We start from the raw sequence: 17,825 nt of genomic DNA, 5'->3' as shown, positions 1-17,825 counted from the left end.
TGCTCCTTAGTCTTCTTGTACGTTATATTTTTTATCTAAGGCGTTGGCTTTTGCCGCGTAGACAAAAATAAGCGCAACAAAGACATACATCGATCCCTGTTGAGCAAACCAGAAACCTAATTTGAATCCCATAAAATGGATTTCATTGAGTACATCAACCAATAGAATGCCGCAACCAAACGAAACTGCGGCCCAAATAGCTAATAGGCCCAAAACCAGACGTAAATTCTCGTTCCAGTAACCTTTTGCTTTATCATTATTTTCAAACGCCATAGCGACTCCCCTGTGCTGTTTTATTTTTAAGTCTCGTTAAATCTAGCAACAGCTGGAGTGACCACAATCAAGACCTTAGTCTAATTTGCGAAATACCTCACATAGCAAAAAATAAAATATCATTTAAAACCATCATCTTAACAATGATTTTACATTTTGTTGCAAAAGTCGTTTTTTGAGCAACTTAGACCAATGTCGAAGAACCTAAGACTAGAAAGAGACAAAATAGCGTGATAAATGGAACAACTAGAAAGTAGTAATAGCCTGTCATATAAACAAAATATCGTATTACTTCGAGTGTAATACGAGAGCTATCATCTCAATCTACACCACTTAGATTTGTCAGCAGACAGGCAAAAAATAACCCAGCATGGCTGGGTTATGGGAAACTGGTAAATTGGCGCCAGCATAGACGCCAGTATCAACGTTATTATTTAGCGGCTAAGTACTTCACTAACTCAGCCAATTCTTCAGGAGTATGAACCCGAGACGTGACTAAATAACGGCCATTTACCAATAATGATGGCACACCTTTAATCCCGGCCAATTCCGCTTGCGAATCGTAACTCATCAGTGAAAATTTAGCGTCAACAGAATTCATCGCCGCATCCACATCATCAGCTTTAGCACCTTGAGCCACAAAAAAGGCTTTCACTTGCTCAGGGCGGGTAAATTGCTCACCCTTGTCATGAATTTGTTTAAAAATCGCCTCATGGACTTGCTTGGTCATATTGAGCTTTTGCGCGATATAATAAGCCAATTGGCTCAGTTCCCACGCAGGACGCCCCGCCCCCACAGGCGTACGCTCAAAGGCAACATCCTTGCCCAAGAGTTTTACCGTGGAAGCAACAAAGGGTTCCTGTTTGTAGCAATGTGGGCAGTTATAGGAAAAAAACTCTCGCAGCACAGGCTTTTGCGCCTCGCTCATTCCTGCGACAGTGACATAATCCTTCCCTTCTTCAAAACTGGCCGCTTGCAGCGCAAAACTGGCGCTTAAGACCAATCCACAGGCCAAAGCAGCCAAAGGTCGAACAAGATTAGTTAGGGTTTTCATATATTCTCTTCTTATTAGTGAATGATTAACACGCATCATTGAATCGTAAGTCGTTTGCAACAGGCACAGGCCATTAAGATACCTCAAAATATGGCTATTGTTCTTAAACATTTGTTAACAATAGGTGATAAATCCGCCGCTAACAGGCCGCTAGCATCGTAAGTGGGGAGGTAAACTGATACTTAAATCCCAGATCGCGGACGATTTTATCCCCCAGAATCACTTTGCTGGGTTGCAGCTGGGTATTAAATTGCGGTTCAGCCAATCCCAGTGACAGAGCCGCAGCACCGTAAAATTCGCTTCTCGATGGATGCTCTGGCGCGCATAGATTATAGATAGAGGCGATCTTCTCTCCCTTTAGCTTAGTGTCGATAATTAAACTCACTGCCGCGACGCAATCCTGTAAATGCACGAGATTGACTGCAACATTACCACCAGCCACATCGGTTTTGCCTGCAAAAAAACGCCCCGGATGACGCTTTGGTCCAACGAGTCCAGCAAAACGCACCACGCAAGTATTAGATTGGTGAGCAAATAAAGCTTCAGCATCCAGCAACACCTGCGCTGAAGGAGACTCGGCATGAGCATCCGCTTCGCTCATGGATTTATCAAGAGAGGGATAAACGCCCGTGGTGCTAATAAACACTATGCCTTGATATTGCCAGCCTTGGGTTAAGTCGATGAGTTGTTTTAGTTCGTTAAGATAAGCTGTATTACCATGCTTTAGACGAGGAGGAATATTAACAACAAGAAAGTCTGTCTGAAATAAGTCTTGCAACAGCTGTAAATCGGGAACAATATCAGCCTCATCACCAAGTTGTAGTTGGAATGCCTCAATACCCGCGTGTGTTAACGCCGGAAGATCCTCACTCTGGCGCTTAGCCCCAGTCACGCGATAACCGGCTTGAACAAGTTGTTTTGCGAGCGCAAAACCGAACCACCCACAGCCTACAACCGCAACACTCTTTTTCTCCACCACAGTGTGTTCCATTATCTCTGACCTACTTACTGCTAATCATATATTTTGGCCAATAGCATACGGAACTCTGGTAAAGGGATTCAAGCTTGTAAGGAACTAAAATAAAAACTAATCCCCTTATCGACCTGCAATGTTCGCCTTGCGCCCTCAGTTAAATCTTCAACTCGCAAAGACTTTTGCACTGTCACGCCCTCATCACTTAAAAAGCGTAACGAGGCTTCACTACCATCTTCTTTACAGGCCCACACCTGAGGCTGACTCACTTCTTTCGTGGTCATAATGACTTTTGCAACGCTATCATCCGATAGCTTAACTAAGGTCCCTGGTGGATAAATACCTAATATCTTGACTAAGACAGAAATCAACGATTCCGAATGTTTACTGGCTCTATTTTTAAATAAGTAACCGAGGGCAACTTGAGGAGAAGAAGCTTGCTGACCACTCAGTTGCTGATCGTAATCATTTGCTAGACTAACGATTTGAGTCACGATGGGAATTTTATGACCTGTGAGCCCATCAGGGAAACCCGAACCATCAACAAACTCATGGTGATGTAACACGATATTTAATACTTCTTTGGGGAACAGCCCTGAACGATTAGGTAGTGTTCATAATTCTGTGTCATTTCAGTAAAATATTCAAAAACAGGAATGACACATGACCCAACCTTTTAACTTCGAACAAGCCCTTAAAGATCTGCAATCAGGTAAAAGCCTCACAGGTAAAGACAGCATTCTTGGTCCACTGATCAAGCAACTCACTGAAGCGGCTCTCCAGGCTGAGCTTGAGCAGCATTTAGCGCATGATCCTCAGCCTAATCGTAAAAATGGCAAAACCTCTAAGACCATTAAGTATCCGTCCGGTAACTTTGAGTTAGACGCGCCTAGAGACCGCAATGGCACCTTTGAGCCTCAGTTGATTAAGAAAAATCAAACTACGCTAACCGATGAAATCGAACGTAAAGTGTTATCGATGTTCAGTATAGGTATGAGCTATCGCGATATTAATCAACATGTTGAAGATATGTATGGGCTCAATGTGTCTAACGCAACAGTCAGTGCTATCACTGACAAACTCATCCCCGAACTTAAAGCGTGGCAACAGCGCCCATTAGATAGCCATTATCCTATCGTTTGGCTTGATGCGATACATTACAAAGTCAAAGAGGATGGGCGTTACGTCAGTAAAGCCGTTTACACATTGTTAGCGCTTAATATGAAAGGAAAAAAGGAAATTTTAGGGCTTCACTTGTCCGAAAATGAAGGCGCTAATTACTGGCTATCCGTACTGACCGATCTTAATAATCGTGGTGTAAAAGATATTCTTATCGCCTGTGTTGACGGTTTGACCGGTTTCCCTGAGGCCATAGCCAGTATCTTCCCTCATACGGAAACACAGCTATGTGTTATCCACCAGATCCGCAACTCAATGAAGTATGTCGCCTCAAAAAATCAGAAAGCGTTTATGGCTGATTTAAAGCCTGTGTATCGAGCCGTGAGTAAAGAAGCCGCAGAGATGGCATTGGACGAACTGGAGGCCAAATGGGGTGATGCTTATCCGCTGGTAATCAACTCTTGGCGTCGCAAATGGCATAATTTGTCCCATTATTTTAAGTACCCAGAACATATCAGGAAAGTGATTTACACGACCAATGCGGTTGAGGCTGTGCATCGCCAATTTAGAAAGCTCACCAAAACCAAAGGTGCTTTTCCTAATGAAAATAGCTTGTTGAAGCTACTTTACGCAGGCATATTAAACGCCTCAGATAAATGGACCATGCCAATCCACAATTGGAGCCTTTGTTTATCTCAGTTAGCGATTTATTTTGAAGGACGTTTAGATAGCGTGCTGGAAATTTAAAAATTAGCCTGACACAGAATTTTGAACGCCCTCAACGATTAAGCATGTCATAGCCAAAATTAGGATGCATCTGTAAGTAATTGGCTTCATGGGGAGTCAGAGCACCACGCTTTCGACGGATCACATCGGGCACTTTTAGCTTACCAATATCATGGAATAAACTGCCAAGGGCAATATCGCGCAAATCCCTCGCTGGTAAATCCAGTGCATGACCTATCATCATGGCGAGCACCGCCACTGATACACCATGCTGGGTCACACTCACATCCTTTTCGTCCATCCCAACTAAGGTCAAGAAGGGTTTTTCCACCTCTTGTAAATGACTGAGTAAATCTTCAACTAACGCTGCAGACAGGCGATATGCTCCTTCAGGATCGCTCACTATCTTGCCATACATATTCCGGCACTGATTAACACTCTCTAAAAAACGTTTTTGACTTAAACGCATCGATTTACGGGTATCTGCTTTTAAATCTCGCTCTGGTGGCGCGGCTTCAATATCTTCAATGTCTTCCTCTTCTTCAGCAGTATCAATCTCATCATTACTGCCAGAAATGAGGTAAACATAGGGAACACCAAGCCCCCGGATCATCTCAATCTGAGCCGCACTATTGATATCAACTCGGTTAAATAAGAATGGGTGATTTGTCCACGACAAAGGCAACTTAACCCGCATACCGGGCTGAAGTTCTGAGAGTAGTAATTTTTTATGAGCTGCTTTTGCCACGCAATATGACTCCTTTCATGCACGCAAGAATGCAATATGACTTCTTGGCGCGTACATTTAAGCTAAGTACATATAACTATAGATGATTCAGCAAAATCAGTAAGCTGTTGGTGAAAAAATGCTTATCAAACTGAGGGATAGAACACATAAATTATGCTAACTTCATCGAATAAGACATAAAAAACAGTAATAACAAAGAGATGTAGACTACTATGTTATTTAAGTTTTTATTTCCTTCGGCCAATCCGTGAGGTAATAACGCAGTCGTTTTGACTGATAGACATAAAGACAGGACCAAAACAACACCAAGGCATCGAGTGCCAAACTCCAATGGAATAAAAACTGTCCGTGAATTAACCGCTGAGACAGTAAAACCGCATCAACTAATAACAATAACCACAGTCCCCATTTGAGATGGACAAACAACGGCCGAATCCATGAGGGCGAGCGGCGCCGCTCCGCGAGTACGACAAAATAAAGCACTACAGCACCAAGACCTGCCGCAAGTGCAAGTAAAAAGTCTGATTTTTCAGGATAAAAGAGCCTTACCAATTCAGCTCTATCACTGGCTTGAGTCAAGGAGGCGATAAAAATACACCAGCCTCGCGCGAGGAATGCCAAAATCACATATAAAAAAATCGGCGGTTTAATATGGCCTTTATCATCAAGCCAAGTGATGTGACTAAAATTCAACGGCAATCCATTAAGTAAAAACTTAAGCAATAAATATTAAATGGTGCCTATTGGCGTAATTTCAATGGGAGGGATAAACAAATCAAGCACACTCAACGGTTAGATCAACATTTCCGCCGTGTGCGCTACCCCATACTCCCTGCGATATGTAGATTTAACCATTTGAACTTAATAAGAATAAGGTCGAAGGATTAGCCCCATCGACCTGAACATGACAACCAGCCATAAAATTTCAAAAAGGCACATTAATTTACCGTCATATATGGCCAAATAATTGCCGCGGCGATGCTCCACATAGTCAACCAAATAAAGCGATCTAAGTATCGCCACGCCGCTGGACGACTAAATATCGGCGCCAATAAACGCGCACCAAAACTTAAGCTAAAGAACCAAATAAACGAAGCCAGTACCGCGCCCGCACCAAACCAAGGACGATGGGCATCTTCGAACTGAGTACTAATGCTCCCCAGCAGCACCACTGTATCTAAATAAAGGTGTGGATTAAGCAGGCTGATCCCAAGTGTGGTCAGCATGGCCTTACGCAAAGTGTCGGCATTTTGCGCATTATCCATCTCCATCCCTTTAGCGACAAACGAGGCTTTAAGTGCATTCGCACCATACCAAATCAAAAAGGCGGCACCACCAAAACTAGCCACATGTTTGATAGTCGGAAAGGCTTCAATAATATGCCCAAGCCCAGCAACCCCCGCAGTGATCATTAAGGCATCGATGATTGAACAAAGCAGCGCAATCGGCAAAGGATAAGCTCGCTTAATCCCCTGCTTTAGCACAAATGCATTTTGCGCCCCTACGGCAATGATCAAACTACCACCAATGCCCATACCTTGTATAAACGCCGTTTGCATAACTACCTCTCATGTCTGAAGAAGGCGCTAGCATAGACAAAACAACAAAATTAATATAACTAATGTTTTTTATGTATCATAAGTAAAATTAATAACCTTAAGGACGGCAATCATGTTGGAATACGCCAATCTTAAAGCGCTTGCGGTCGTCGTCTCCGAAGGCGGCTTCGAGCGCGCCGCAAAAGTGTTGCATATCACCCAATCGGCGGTGTCACAGCGCGTTAGGCAATTAGAAGAACGAGTCGGCCAATCCTTACTTATCCGCTCAACACCTGTGGTGGCGACCCCAACAGGGAAGCGTTTATTGCGCCACTATTCACAGGTGCAACTACTCGAGAGTGAATTGAGAGCCGAGTTAGATGCCGATGACCCAAATCATCCCACGACGGTGCGAATTGCAGTCAATGCCGACAGCTTAGCGACATGGTTTTTGCCCGCATTGGCCGATATGTTCAGCCGACATGCTTGGCTGCTGGAATTGATTGTCGATGATGAGTCCTACACCCATCACCTACTGAAAAACGGTGAGGCCGTCGGTTGCGTGACCACGACAGCCAACCCCATGGCCGGTTGTAGCAGCGAGTTTTTAGGAACCATGGAATATATGTGCGTCGCCACCCCAGCATTTGCGGCGCGTTATTTCGAATGGGCAAAAAATAGCGATAATGTCGGCGCTCAAATAACCCAAGCGCAGCTTGCGAAAGCCCCGGCCGTGGTGTTTTCGACCAAAGATAAAATGCATGAAAAGTATCTCGCCCAGTATTTTCAAATGTTGCCAGGTCAATGGTGGCAACACAGCATTCCCTCATCGGAGAGTTTTTTAGAGGCGATTAACTTAAGTCTGGGTTACGGTTTAGTGGGTCACTTACAGGCAAAACCCTTGATAGACAAAGGCATATTAATTGAGCTCACCCCAGAAAAACGCATTCGGGTGCCCCTCTATTGGCAGCATTGGAATATCAAAGCTAAACAAACCACTTTGGTTTATCGGGCGCTTGCCGCCACCGCACAGCATCTATTACAGCAATAATGAGTGCAGCAAGAGTGAGTAAAACAATTGTTAGTACAAATCGTTAGCGGATAAAAAACTGGGCACTCGTGCCCAGTTTTTATCTATTAGTTTTTAATCTATTGCCAGCGGCTTAGGCTTCTGCCGAATCCGCCTTCACCTGCGCTATCGCTACAGGTTCAATTTCAATCTCAGTTTTAGGCCAAGCATTAATCACCGCTTTCACCAAGGAAGCTAATGGAATGGCAAAGAACACACCCCAAACGCCCCATAAACCACCGAAAACTAACACAGCAGCAATAATGATCACCGGATGCAAATCCACCGCATCGGAAAACAGGATAGGTACAAGTACGTTACCATCCAAGGCCTGAATAATGCCGTAACCTAGCATTAAATAACCAAACTCAGAGCTAAAACCCCACTGGAAAAAGGCCACCAGCATAATGGGTAGAGTCACTAAGGTCGCGCCCACATAGGGAATCAACACCGACAACCCGGTCAACACCCCCAGTAAGGCCGAGTATCTCAGCCCCATAAAGGCAAAGAAGATGTAGCTCGCCACCCCGACAATCACAATCTCAATCACTTTGCCGCGAATATAGTTAAAGATCTGTTGGTGCATTTCAAACCACACTTTTCGAGCCAACTGGCGATTGGTGGGGAAAAAACGCTTACTACCGCGGATCAGTTGATCTTTATCCTTAAGAAAAAAGAACACCAACAATGGCACTAAAATAGCGTACACCATCAGCACCAATAATGACGCAGAGTAACCAATCAGCTGTTTCGCAATGTCGAGCACATGTTGGGTATCAAGTAATTTCTTCAACTCGGAGACCATTAAATCAAGCTGTTCAGTACTTATAAATTTAGGATACTGGGTCGCTAACCCCTGCAAGGTCAGTAGCCCTTTATCTATCATATTCGGTAAATCCGTCATCAGACTTACCCCTTGACGCCACACGCTGGGGATTAGCCCAAAGGTCAGCAGCACCACTATCCCTAAAAACAGCACGAGTACTAAGGAGGCCCCCGTCGTGCGATTAATCCCCAATTTCAGCATTTGCGCCACGGGCCATTCGAGTAAAAAAGCCAACACCAGAGCAACAAGTAGCGGGGCTAACAAACCACCAGCAAAATAAAGTACTAACGCTAAACCCACTAGAATGGCCAATAAGGTGACAGCCTGTGGATCACTAAATCGCTCTTGATACCAACGAGAAAAAAAACTAAACATGCATTCATTCCAATGGGGGTTGGCTTTCCCAACAGGCAGGAAAGTGACTTATGAGTTAACCTTATAGCAGTAGATTAACTGTGTATATGCTTGAAAATCAGTTAACTGCTAACTATGACTGACAAGCCTAGGTTAAGTTGCAGTCAGCTAAGCTAACTCGCCATTTTGACTGCGGCATTGAATCATGCTTTGTGTATGATTATCCCTGCGATAAATCAACTTTTGTAATTAATAGGCCTAACTGGCTTGCATCATCGTGTAACGTCACGACCTGATGCCCCTGTTTTTTTAAAAAAGTGGGAACATCTCGGCGGGAACCTGGGTCTGAGAGTAGGATATGTAAGCTGTCACCAGCAGACACAGACTTCAACGCAAGTTTGACCTTAACCAAGGGAACGGGGCAGCGCAATGATGTTAAATCAATAAAAATCATAATGAACTTGCTATGAACGAACTTGGCTATTATCCTAAGTTGCAATTCAAACTACAAGCTAAGGGCTACCTAAGCCTTAGTTGAGACACTTAAAAGAAATAAAGGATCCACTTGCGTAATTTGACGTTTTTGACCCGATGTAAACCCCTTGCGGCGAGTGTGCTTTCATTAATGTTACTCGGTGGAGCCGCAAAGAGTTTTGCCAACAACGACTTGCCCGATCTGGGTACCGCCGCCGTCAATACCTTCAGCCTAGAAAAAGAAATGGTCTATGGCGATGCCTATATGCGCGTTATTCGCTCATCGGCGCCCATGCTGAACGATCCGGTATTGAGCCAATATTTAACTGAACTGGGCAACAAATTGGTCGCCCACGCCACGGGAGTCAAAACGCCCTTTTATTTCTTCTTGCTGCAAAATGATGAAATCAACGCCTTTGCCTTTTTCGGCGGCCACGTTGCGGTGCACACAGGGCTATTTCTTAATGCTGATAACGAAAGTGAACTGGCCTCAGTATTAGGCCATGAAATCACCCACGTGACCCAGCGTCACTTAGCACGCTCCCTCGAAGCGCAGCAAAAAACCGGACCAGCGACTGTTGCTGGTTTACTCGGCGCCATTTTATTAACGATTGCCGTTCCTCAAGCAGGGATGGCCGCGTTGGCAACCACCCAAGCCATGGCGACACAATCAAAAATCAACTACACCCGCCTGCATGAAAAAGAAGCCGATCGTATCGGCATGCAAATTTTAGTTGACGCGGGATTTGATCCTAATGCCTCCGCCGATTTCTTTGGCAAACTCGCCAGTCGTTACCGTTTTACCACCACGCCACCGCAAATGCTGTTAACCCACCCTTTACCTGAATCACGGATTTCCGAAGCGCGGGATCGTGCCCAGCAATATCCCCACCGTTATGTGCCGGATAATCTGAACTTCCAGCTCGCTAAAGCCCGTATTCAGGTGCGTTTTTCCAGTTATAGCGACGATGCGGTATTGAGCATGTTTGAAAAGCAGCTCAATAAGCAAACCTACAGCTTTAAAGAGGCGGCCCTCTACGGCAAAGCATTAGCACTGTTTAGATTGAAGAAGTTTGATGAATCCGAAAAAATTGTCGATGAACTATTAAAAATCGATGATAACAACTTGTTTTATCTCGATACTAAGACGGATTTGCTTAACGAACGTAAGGATTATGCCCAGGCAACTCAGTTACTCGAAACTCAGCGGAAGATGAAACCCACTTCGCAGGTGATCAACGCTAACTTAGCCAATATCTATATCGAGGCTGGTGACCCCGCTAAAGCGATTCCGCTGCTCGAAGATATGATTTTCCTCGATAAGCAGAATCAACTGCCCTATCAGTTGTTAAATCTTGCCTACAAGAAACTTGGTAACCAAGGGATGGAGTATTTCTCCAATGCCGAGTTAATGGCGCTAGGCGCTAACTATAAGGGCGCTATCGATCAGCTTAACTTTGCTTACCGCGCCTCGGAAGGTAATCCATTACAACTGGCGCGAATCGAAGCACGTATCCGCCAATTTAAACAGGCAGATAAAGAAATGGATGCCCTAAAGTAAAATCAGCCATTTTATCTCTACAGCCTATAATCGCGCCCCGAACACCCTGACGGGGCGCTGTTTTTTCTGCTATCATCCGCGCCATTGTTTTAGCCGATTGAGCATGAGAACTATGACCCAAGCAACGATTTACCATAACCCACGTTGTTCAAAGAGCCGCGAAACCTTAGCCCTACTCGAGCAACAAGGCTGCGATATCACAATAGTGGAATACCTTAAAAATCCTCCAAGCGCCGCTGATATTCGTGGAATTTTAGCCACGCTCAAACTCAGCGCCCGTGAGTTAATGCGCACTAAGGAAGACGAGTATCAAGCACTAGGTCTTGCCAATCCGGCTTTAACCGAAGAACAACTTATCGACGCCATGGTCAAAACGCCAAAATTGATTGAACGCCCAATCGTACTGGCTAATCAACAGGCAGCCGTTGGTCGTCCACCGGAAAATGTACTGAATATTCTCTAAGTTGTTCAGGCTATTTCACCACTGTTCCAAGATGTTTAGATTAGGAAAATCATGACCTCAAGCTCTCTACTGACACTTAGCCGCTTAGGCTACCTTGCCCTTGTTCTGCTGCTGGGCGGCTGGTTTATTGGTCAAGGCGTAAATGGGGAATATACATTATTATTCAGCCTATTATGGATAGTGCCTTTATTGCTTCCCATCAAAGGCATTTTAAAAGGTAATCCTTACACCTACGCATGGGCGAGCTTTATTTTATGCTTATATATGCTGCACGCCCTCACCTTGTTGTATGTCACGACCGATGCATTGGCCTTTGCCATTATTGAGGTCCTGCTCATTGGCGCATTGTTAGTCGCGTTCCCGTTTTATGCTCGTATCCGTGGGCGTGAACTCGGCCTAGGTCTGAAGAAAAAATCCGATAAGCAAGACTAATATTCCGAATATAATAAAGCGCGGTTGATTTACACCGCGCTTTTTATTGCCCGACACCCACTCTGCGTCAGTCCATCCGTTTTTAGTCAAAATGATCAACGCCCCGCCTATCTCCAATAATCACTACAAACAACCTATAACATTTAAGCTACCTTCGATCGCTTTTTGTAACTAAAAGAGCGTGCTATAGTCATTTTTTGTGCCAATAAATGACGGTGAATCGTGCCTGTCAAACAACAAAAACAAACAATAACAGCGAATTAATTGGAGTGAGTCATGATGGAAATATGGGGCCCAATTCGTCGATTCAGTATCATAGCCGCAGCAGCAACATTGAGTGCCTGTGGCGGCGGAGGTGATAGCAACAGCGATGGCGGCACCGTTACGCCTCCCACAACCAATGTGCCACGTTGTACCTCAGTCACACCATTAGTGACCACAGATACTGGTGCAATTCGGTTTAAGACGGAATCTCAATACGGTGTTGGACAATCCAGTGCCATTATTGCCAGTCTAGGTAATCGCGATTCGCAGGATCTCACCTTCCGTTGGCAACAACTCGAAGGCCCCAACATTGAACTCGTTAGTCAAAATAGTCCTGTGTTAGCGATGGAGCTCCCGGCCGCGGGCAGCTACCGCTTTCGCTTACAAATCACCGGCGCCAATACCAATGTGACGGGTGACATCAGCATTAATGCCGATAACAACACGGGCGGATTACTGAATATTCGTCAAGATCATCAAGCCGTTGAGGGTAACGATGTGAGCTTGCGCATTGGTCAGCAAGCCGGCCTCAGTGCCGCCAATATCAATTGGTGTATCGCCGAAGGCCCCGATGTCAGCCTTGACATAAGCGATCCCTTTAGACCCCTCTTTACCGCACCCGCTGTTGCTCAAGATACCTTAACCCGTCTTAGGGCATCAGCCACGATTAACGGTAATGTAGTGACAGATGAAGCCTTTGTATTAACCACGGCAGCGCCCACGATAAGCTCCAGTTACTTTGATACGCCACTTGCGCGTACTCATGCTTATCATCCAACCTCACCTTATGCCAGTGCGTTAACGAGCTGTGTGTACTCGAATCAGTTAAAAGAGGCTTGTACAATCAATCAATTGCCACTCATAGGCCAAGTTTCGGATAACCTTGATGTCGATACGATTCTTGATAGGGTATTAGTGTCCCACGATTGGATGGGGGACAATTTTGCCGCATTTTTACGGCAGATGGATCCTAATAGTGACTTTGCCCGCCTGCTACAATCGGTCACCGCAGTGGTGATTAGTTATGATGTGCGCCCATCTTTCTATTGGGTTGTTACAGGGGCGATTTATCTCGACCCCAACGACCTTTGGCTGACACCTATGCAGCGCGATACCATCAACGAAGCGCCAGATTATCGCAGTAGCTTTGGCAATGAGCTGAATTTCATCATGCCATGGCGTTACGTTAAAAATAATCAATATGCTTCACAGGGCTTCCCAATCACTACGCGCGCCACACGGACTCTGGCTCAAATTAACCCTGACCTCGCCTCACTCTTATACCATGAGCTCGCCCACGCTAATGACTTCTTCCCAAGCAGCGTGCACGCATCACTTACAGGTCCAAGACTATTGGATGACTATAGTCGCCGAAATGCCAGTAAGAGTTTGATTTCAGATCAAGTAAGCCGCAGTTATCCCCTCACGAGTACCGAAATGACTGGGCTTGCTGGAGTGAGCTTCTTGGGTGCGAAAGCCACTGCCACCCAAAAAGCCTACCAACCTTCGGATGTCAGTACGTTTTTCTCCAGTGATATCGCCAATGATTTTTACAATTATTCCAGCACCCGCGAAGACACTGCAATGCTATTTGAAGAAGCGATGATGAGCTATCGCTATCAGATCCTGCGGGATGTAGCAGTGACAAATGCACCCGATGTAATCACCGCGGATACGATTATCGTCAACTGGGGACAAAGAGGCCGCATTGGCGCCGATAATTTGCTCAACCGTGCCGCCTTAGTGATCGATGGTATGTTACCCGAGTTAGATGGTATTACCTTGCTAGCAAGCCTGCCCGAGCCCATCCCGATGACCCAAGGGCAAAGCTGGCGTCAAACATTAGGGATATCGCCCAATGCAGCCATTGTGAAAGGACAACAAAGTAGTACCGCAGCCAGTCGCGATAGCATAGCCGAGCCAGAGCTGCGCTTCAGTGGCGATCGTCATCGCCATCCGCAGCAGTAGTCACTTGATCTAAGCGAGCAGATAGACAAGATTTCAGTATTTCAGCTCATTTGAAGATATAAAAAAGCCCGTCGTAATTATGCGACGGGCTTTTTGCTAATACGGTATCAGCTCAGAGGTGCAGCATTTCTTTTGCAAAAGGAATGGTGAGTTTGCGCTGATGCACTAAAGATGCTTTATCAAGTTTATCTAACACATCAAACAGAGTACGAAGGTCTCTTGCCATTCGATTGAGCAAAAAACGCCCAACGTCTTCAGGTAATTGTAGCCCACGCATGGCAGCACGGCGTTGCAATGCTGCGAGTTTTTCATCATCAGCCATTGGCTGGAGTTGATAATTGAGTCCCCACTGCATTCTTGAGACTAAATCGGGTAATAAAAATCCGGCATCCGCAGGCGCAGACCGACCACTCACCACCAGCGCGCAATGTTTATTTTCAGCAACACGATTATACAGATCAAAAATCGCCTCTTCCCAAACTGGATGGCCTGCGATGTCGTCCACATCATCAATGCAAATCAAATCAAGTTGTTCCAAACCTTCTAATAGCGCCGTCGAAATACTCGCATGGATCCCAAGTGGCAGATAAAAGCTGCGGCGGTCGAGCTCATTCGCATGGGCACAGGCGGCATGCATTAAGTGAGTACGTCCCGATTTTACGGGTCCCCAAACATAGATAGCCGCTTCACCATGCCCCTCAGCATTAGCGCGCAGCTTTTGAATAAGTTCATCATTACCCGCTGCAGGATAATAACTATTAAAAGTTTCATCGTCTGGCAGATAAACCGGCAATGAAAGTTGTAGCGGTGAGTTTAATGGCACTCGTACGTCTCAATATCAATAAATTATCAACCCCACGCGACTGGGTAGAGTATTTCCCAGCCTCTACGAGGGAAGTTTAAGGTAACCGCCATTGATAGACAGTTTTACCTGCAGGGCTCGCACTGGCGGAAAACTCTCCAGGAGTGACCACCGAAATTCTCGGCTCTAAACTTAATAAACGCTCAAAGTCTGTCTGTGAGCCAAATAGATCTAACGAAAAAGTCACAGTGTTACCTTGAATGCGCGACAAAGTCGCATTCTTAACCGCACTCAGTTGTTTTAAATACTTTTCTACCTCAACAACTTGTGCCATTTTATCAATGTTCACAAAGGTCACACTGGCGCCAACCTGCTCACCAGAATCCGCAATAGCATACTTAGTAAAATAGTAATCCCCTAGGGCAGCCATCATCGCTGTGATCGCCTGCGCACTATTTTCAGCACTGCCATTAAAACTAAACAATGGTGGCGTTAATGAATCAATCGTAGTTTTAGAATACAGATTTAAGCGATAACGCACCTGGTTCCCTGCTGGCTCAATGGCAACAAGCGCTAAGAAATCAGCTTGATAACGTCCAGAGACACTGGCCACGATATCCGCAAACATGCCTTTGACATCGTTCGGGTTAATCCCCATGAGTTCATCAAGATCGAGGATAGGCAATAGCACAGGTATCCCACGTTCATCAGAGTAAGAGCTAAACGCCTGACGCTCGGTCGATGTGGAAGAATCACTTAATAAAATGGTGTCACCTTCACCGGGCATCGCCACCCAAAACAGGGTCAATGGACGCTGGGTGCCCCATACAGGGAGTTGTGCTTGACGCAACAAGGACACAATTCGTCTATGCTCGAAATTTGCTTTCAGCAGCAATTGACCATTTTGTTCAACATAACCAAATTGACTTAACAAAGCATCAGGATTGGCCAACTGCGATTGGATCACGCTATTGTCCAAAGAACGGGCCGTCCCCGTGTTTTTAATGATCACTTTTTCTAAAGCGGTTTTCAACGCGCTATTACGCTCTGGAACCGCACGGGAAGTGACCGGTACATCGGCCTCATCTAATTTACTCACTTCAACAGCTTGCAGGCTATTAACGGTAAACAGGCAGTATAAAAACGCGACTAAGCTTGGCTTTAATAGAAATTTCAGCATCTTTGGGTAGTTGAAGTAACATCAGATAGTGCAAATTGTACCATAGTTCGCGCCTTTAGCGAGTCTTAGCCTTATTCGATACTCTGAATAAGGATCGCTACTCTGACAAGCCATAAAACAGTGATCGCCACCCGCAAATATATCATTTAATAAAGATCATATTGCAACAAACTGTTATCATCTCGCGGTTTACCCTAAATTTACGAGAATAATAAATGAGACGACTTGCTATTCCATTGCAGGGCGCACAAATGCTGTTTGTCGCATTTGGCGCCCTAGTACTGATGCCACTGTTAACTGGACTCGACACCAGTGTTGCACTCTTTACCGCAGGTATTGGTACCCTACTATTTCAATTAATCACTAAACGCCAAGTGCCTATTTTTCTGGCTTCCTCCTTCGCTTTTATCGCCCCGATTCTTTACGGGGTACAAACTTGGGGGATCCCATCAACCATGGGCGGTATCATGGCCGCAGGCGCGGTCTATGTATGCCTAGGCGCCTTAGTTAAAGTACGCGGCACTGACTTTATTCATCGGCTGTTACCACCTGTAGTTGTAGGACCCGTCATCATTATCATTGGCCTAGGCTTAGCGCCTGTTGCCGTGAATATGGCGCTGGGCAAAAGTGGCGACGGCAGTCTAACCTTAGTCGCAACCAATACGGCATTAATCATTTCGCTTGTATCCCTTTGTACCACCATTGCCGTAGCGATTTTTGCTAAAGGGTTACTCAAGGTGATGCCCATTCTTGCTGGCATTATCGTTGGCTACAGCCTGAGTCTAGCATTTGGTATCGTCGATTTTGCGGTAGTCACTGCAGCAAGTTGGATCGCCATTCCAAAATTTGTCGCCCCCGAATTTAACTGGCATGCGATTGCGTTTATGATCCCTGTTGCCATTGCTCCTGCGGTTGAACATATCGGTGACATCTTGGCTATTTCCAATGTCACTGGTAAGGATTTTATGAAAAAACCTGGCCTGCACCGCACCTTAACGGGTGACGGCGTAGCAACAATCGCCGCAGCAGCCTTCGGTGGTCCACCAAACACCACCTATTCAGAAGTCACAGGTGCAGTCACTTTAACCCGTAACTTCGACCCAAGGATCATGACATGGACAGCCATCACTGCCATTACCTTGGCGTTTGTAGGTAAATTAGGGGCACTGATGCAAACTATCCCCGTTCCAGTTATGGGCGGCATTATGTGTTTGTTATTTGGTTCAATTGCCGCTGTAGGATTAAATACCTTAATCCGTAATCACGTGGACTTATCCGAGCCGCGTAACTTAAGCATTGTCGGTGTCACCTTAGTCTTCGGTATTGGCGGTATGGCCTTTGGTATTGGTTCTTTTAGCCTTACAGGCATTAGTCTTTGCGGGATTGTCGCCATTACCATGAATCTGCTATTACCTGCGAGCAAACACCACGATCGAGATGCGGCATCACACTAAGTGTTGCCCTTCAATTCCTCACTCAGTAGGAATATCGCAATAAAAAAGCCGCTAAGTTATTCACTTAGCGGCTTTTTGTTATTCTTCATCGCTCTGTTACGAGTAATTACTCTGCGGTTTTGTACTTTTCTGCAGTCGCTTTGATTAATGGCTGTAATTCGCCTTTTTGGTACATATCAACCACGATATCACAGCCACCAATCAGCTCGCCTTCAATCCACAGTTGTGGGAAGGTTGGCCAGTTTGCATACTTAGGTAATTCAGCACGAATATCTGGGTGCTGGAGAATATCCACAAACGCAAACTGCTCGCCGCAGTTAATCATGATTTGGGCTACCTGAGATGAAAAACCACAGCTAGGTAATTTAGGAGAACCCTTCATGTATACAATGATTGGGTTTTCAGCGATCTGCTGTTTAATTTTCTCTACTGTTTCCATTTTAATTCCTAAGTATGATGACATTGACTCAATGCTGGCTATTGTACGACAGCTAAGCACAGAACAAAATCCCACAGTTTGTAAGGTTATGGCCTGCAATTAGTTTTT

17 protein-coding genes and 2 pseudogenes are annotated in these 17,825 nt (G+C 45.3%); 7 read left to right on the top strand and 12 right to left on the bottom strand.

The genetic code is table 11. The annotated features are described in order from the left end of the window. Window positions 1-6: 6 nt before the first annotated feature. The 4 genes and pseudogenes from CEQ32_RS02170 to CEQ32_RS02155 all read right to left on the bottom strand — a co-directional run. Entirely contained in the window at window positions 7-273 is a 267-nt protein-coding gene (locus CEQ32_RS02170; protein ID WP_011622295.1) for a DUF4212 domain-containing protein, read from the bottom strand. A gap of 430 nt (window positions 274-703) precedes the next feature. Continuing rightward, entirely contained in the window at window positions 704-1,327 is a 624-nt protein-coding gene (locus tag CEQ32_RS02165; protein ID WP_037419917.1) for a thiol:disulfide interchange protein DsbA/DsbL, read from the bottom strand. 139 nt (window positions 1,328-1,466) lie between these two features. Next, window positions 1,467-2,318, bottom strand: coding sequence for an NAD(P)-binding domain-containing protein (locus tag CEQ32_RS02160; protein ID WP_088585441.1), 852 nt, complete (start codon window positions 2,316-2,318; stop codon window positions 1,467-1,469). A gap of 68 nt (window positions 2,319-2,386) precedes the next feature. After that, window positions 2,387-2,905: pseudogene (locus CEQ32_RS02155) on the bottom strand (HD-GYP domain-containing protein); the annotation flags it as partial. 58 nt (window positions 2,906-2,963) lie between these two features. Between CEQ32_RS02155 and CEQ32_RS02150 the strand changes: the two are divergent. Further along, window positions 2,964-4,166, top strand: a complete 1,203-nt coding sequence (locus tag CEQ32_RS02150) for an IS256-like element ISSod4 family transposase (RefSeq protein WP_032482388.1) — start codon at window positions 2,964-2,966, stop codon at window positions 4,164-4,166. A gap of 34 nt (window positions 4,167-4,200) precedes the next feature. Here the strand turns inward: CEQ32_RS02150 and CEQ32_RS02145 are convergent. From CEQ32_RS02145 to CEQ32_RS02135, 3 genes and pseudogenes are all read right to left on the bottom strand, one after another. Then, window positions 4,201-4,893 (bottom strand): annotated as a pseudogene (locus CEQ32_RS02145) (HD-GYP domain-containing protein); the annotation flags it as partial. 219 nt (window positions 4,894-5,112) lie between these two features. Continuing rightward, window positions 5,113-5,586: a DUF2919 domain-containing protein gene (locus CEQ32_RS02140; RefSeq protein WP_037426787.1), complete on the bottom strand. Its 474-nt coding sequence runs from the start codon at window positions 5,584-5,586 to the stop codon at window positions 5,113-5,115. A 245-nt stretch (window positions 5,587-5,831) separates the two neighbouring features. Then, window positions 5,832-6,452 carry a LysE/ArgO family amino acid transporter gene (locus tag CEQ32_RS02135; RefSeq protein ID WP_023266289.1) on the bottom strand — a complete coding sequence of 207 codons (621 nt, stop codon included), beginning with the start codon at window positions 6,450-6,452 and terminating at the stop codon, window positions 5,832-5,834. Window positions 6,453-6,564: 112 nt separating this feature from the next. Between CEQ32_RS02135 and CEQ32_RS02130 the strand changes: the two genes are divergently transcribed. Continuing rightward, window positions 6,565-7,482, top strand: coding sequence for a LysR family transcriptional regulator ArgP (locus CEQ32_RS02130; RefSeq protein WP_037426785.1), 918 nt, complete (start codon window positions 6,565-6,567; stop codon window positions 7,480-7,482). Between the two features lie 112 nt (window positions 7,483-7,594). On the opposite strand, the gene CEQ32_RS02125 is transcribed toward CEQ32_RS02130, so the two are convergent. Beyond that, window positions 7,595-8,701 carry an AI-2E family transporter gene (locus CEQ32_RS02125; RefSeq protein ID WP_088585440.1) on the bottom strand — a complete coding sequence of 369 codons (1,107 nt, stop codon included), beginning with the start codon at window positions 8,699-8,701 and terminating at the stop codon, window positions 7,595-7,597. Window positions 8,702-8,900: 199 nt separating this feature from the next. Continuing rightward, window positions 8,901-9,134, bottom strand: coding sequence for a sulfurtransferase TusA family protein (locus CEQ32_RS02120; RefSeq protein WP_037419895.1), 234 nt, complete (start codon window positions 9,132-9,134; stop codon window positions 8,901-8,903). A gap of 111 nt (window positions 9,135-9,245) precedes the next feature. Between CEQ32_RS02120 and CEQ32_RS02115 the strand changes: the two genes are divergently transcribed. From CEQ32_RS02115 to CEQ32_RS02100, 4 genes are all read left to right on the top strand, one after another. After that, window positions 9,246-10,715 (top strand): M48 family metalloprotease, encoded by a 1,470-nt coding sequence (locus tag CEQ32_RS02115; RefSeq protein ID WP_037426781.1) that lies wholly within the window; start codon window positions 9,246-9,248, stop codon window positions 10,713-10,715. Window positions 10,716-10,827: 112 nt separating this feature from the next. Continuing rightward, complete coding sequence (arsC, locus tag CEQ32_RS02110; RefSeq protein WP_047535240.1) at window positions 10,828-11,178, top strand: arsenate reductase (glutaredoxin); 351 nt, start codon at window positions 10,828-10,830, stop codon at window positions 11,176-11,178. 51 nt (window positions 11,179-11,229) lie between these two features. Beyond that, the gene (locus CEQ32_RS02105; RefSeq protein WP_088585439.1) at window positions 11,230-11,610 is read left to right on the top strand and encodes a DUF2069 domain-containing protein; all 381 of its coding nucleotides are present in this window, start codon (window positions 11,230-11,232) and stop codon (window positions 11,608-11,610) included. Window positions 11,611-11,889: 279 nt separating this feature from the next. Further along, complete coding sequence (locus tag CEQ32_RS02100) at window positions 11,890-13,842, top strand: hypothetical protein (RefSeq protein WP_192959163.1); 1,953 nt, start codon at window positions 11,890-11,892, stop codon at window positions 13,840-13,842. A 112-nt stretch (window positions 13,843-13,954) separates the two neighbouring features. Here the strand turns inward: CEQ32_RS02100 and hda are convergent, their stop codons facing one another. Both hda and CEQ32_RS02090 read right to left on the bottom strand, forming a co-directional pair. Next, complete coding sequence (gene hda / locus CEQ32_RS02095) at window positions 13,955-14,665, bottom strand: DnaA inactivator Hda (protein WP_037419883.1); 711 nt, start codon at window positions 14,663-14,665, stop codon at window positions 13,955-13,957. A 76-nt stretch (window positions 14,666-14,741) separates the two neighbouring features. Beyond that, window positions 14,742-15,824 (bottom strand): DUF2066 domain-containing protein, encoded by a 1,083-nt coding sequence (locus tag CEQ32_RS02090; protein ID WP_088585437.1) that lies wholly within the window; start codon window positions 15,822-15,824, stop codon window positions 14,742-14,744. Window positions 15,825-16,039: 215 nt separating this feature from the next. Between CEQ32_RS02090 and CEQ32_RS02085 the strand changes: the two genes are divergently transcribed. Then, window positions 16,040-17,278 (top strand): uracil-xanthine permease family protein, encoded by a 1,239-nt coding sequence (locus CEQ32_RS02085; RefSeq protein WP_037426776.1) that lies wholly within the window; start codon window positions 16,040-16,042, stop codon window positions 17,276-17,278. 106 nt (window positions 17,279-17,384) lie between these two features. On the opposite strand, the gene CEQ32_RS02080 is transcribed toward CEQ32_RS02085, so the two are convergent. Continuing rightward, on the bottom strand, window positions 17,385-17,717 hold the full coding sequence (locus CEQ32_RS02080) for a Grx4 family monothiol glutaredoxin (RefSeq protein WP_007649079.1): 333 nt from the start codon (window positions 17,715-17,717) through the stop codon (window positions 17,385-17,387). Window positions 17,718-17,825 lie beyond the last annotated feature (108 nt).

This window comes from Shewanella sp. FDAARGOS_354, assembly GCF_002209245.2.
Taxonomy (GTDB): Bacteria; Pseudomonadota; Gammaproteobacteria; order Enterobacterales; family Shewanellaceae; genus Shewanella; species Shewanella xiamenensis.
This window is presented reverse-complemented; position numbering and strand designations above follow the sequence as displayed.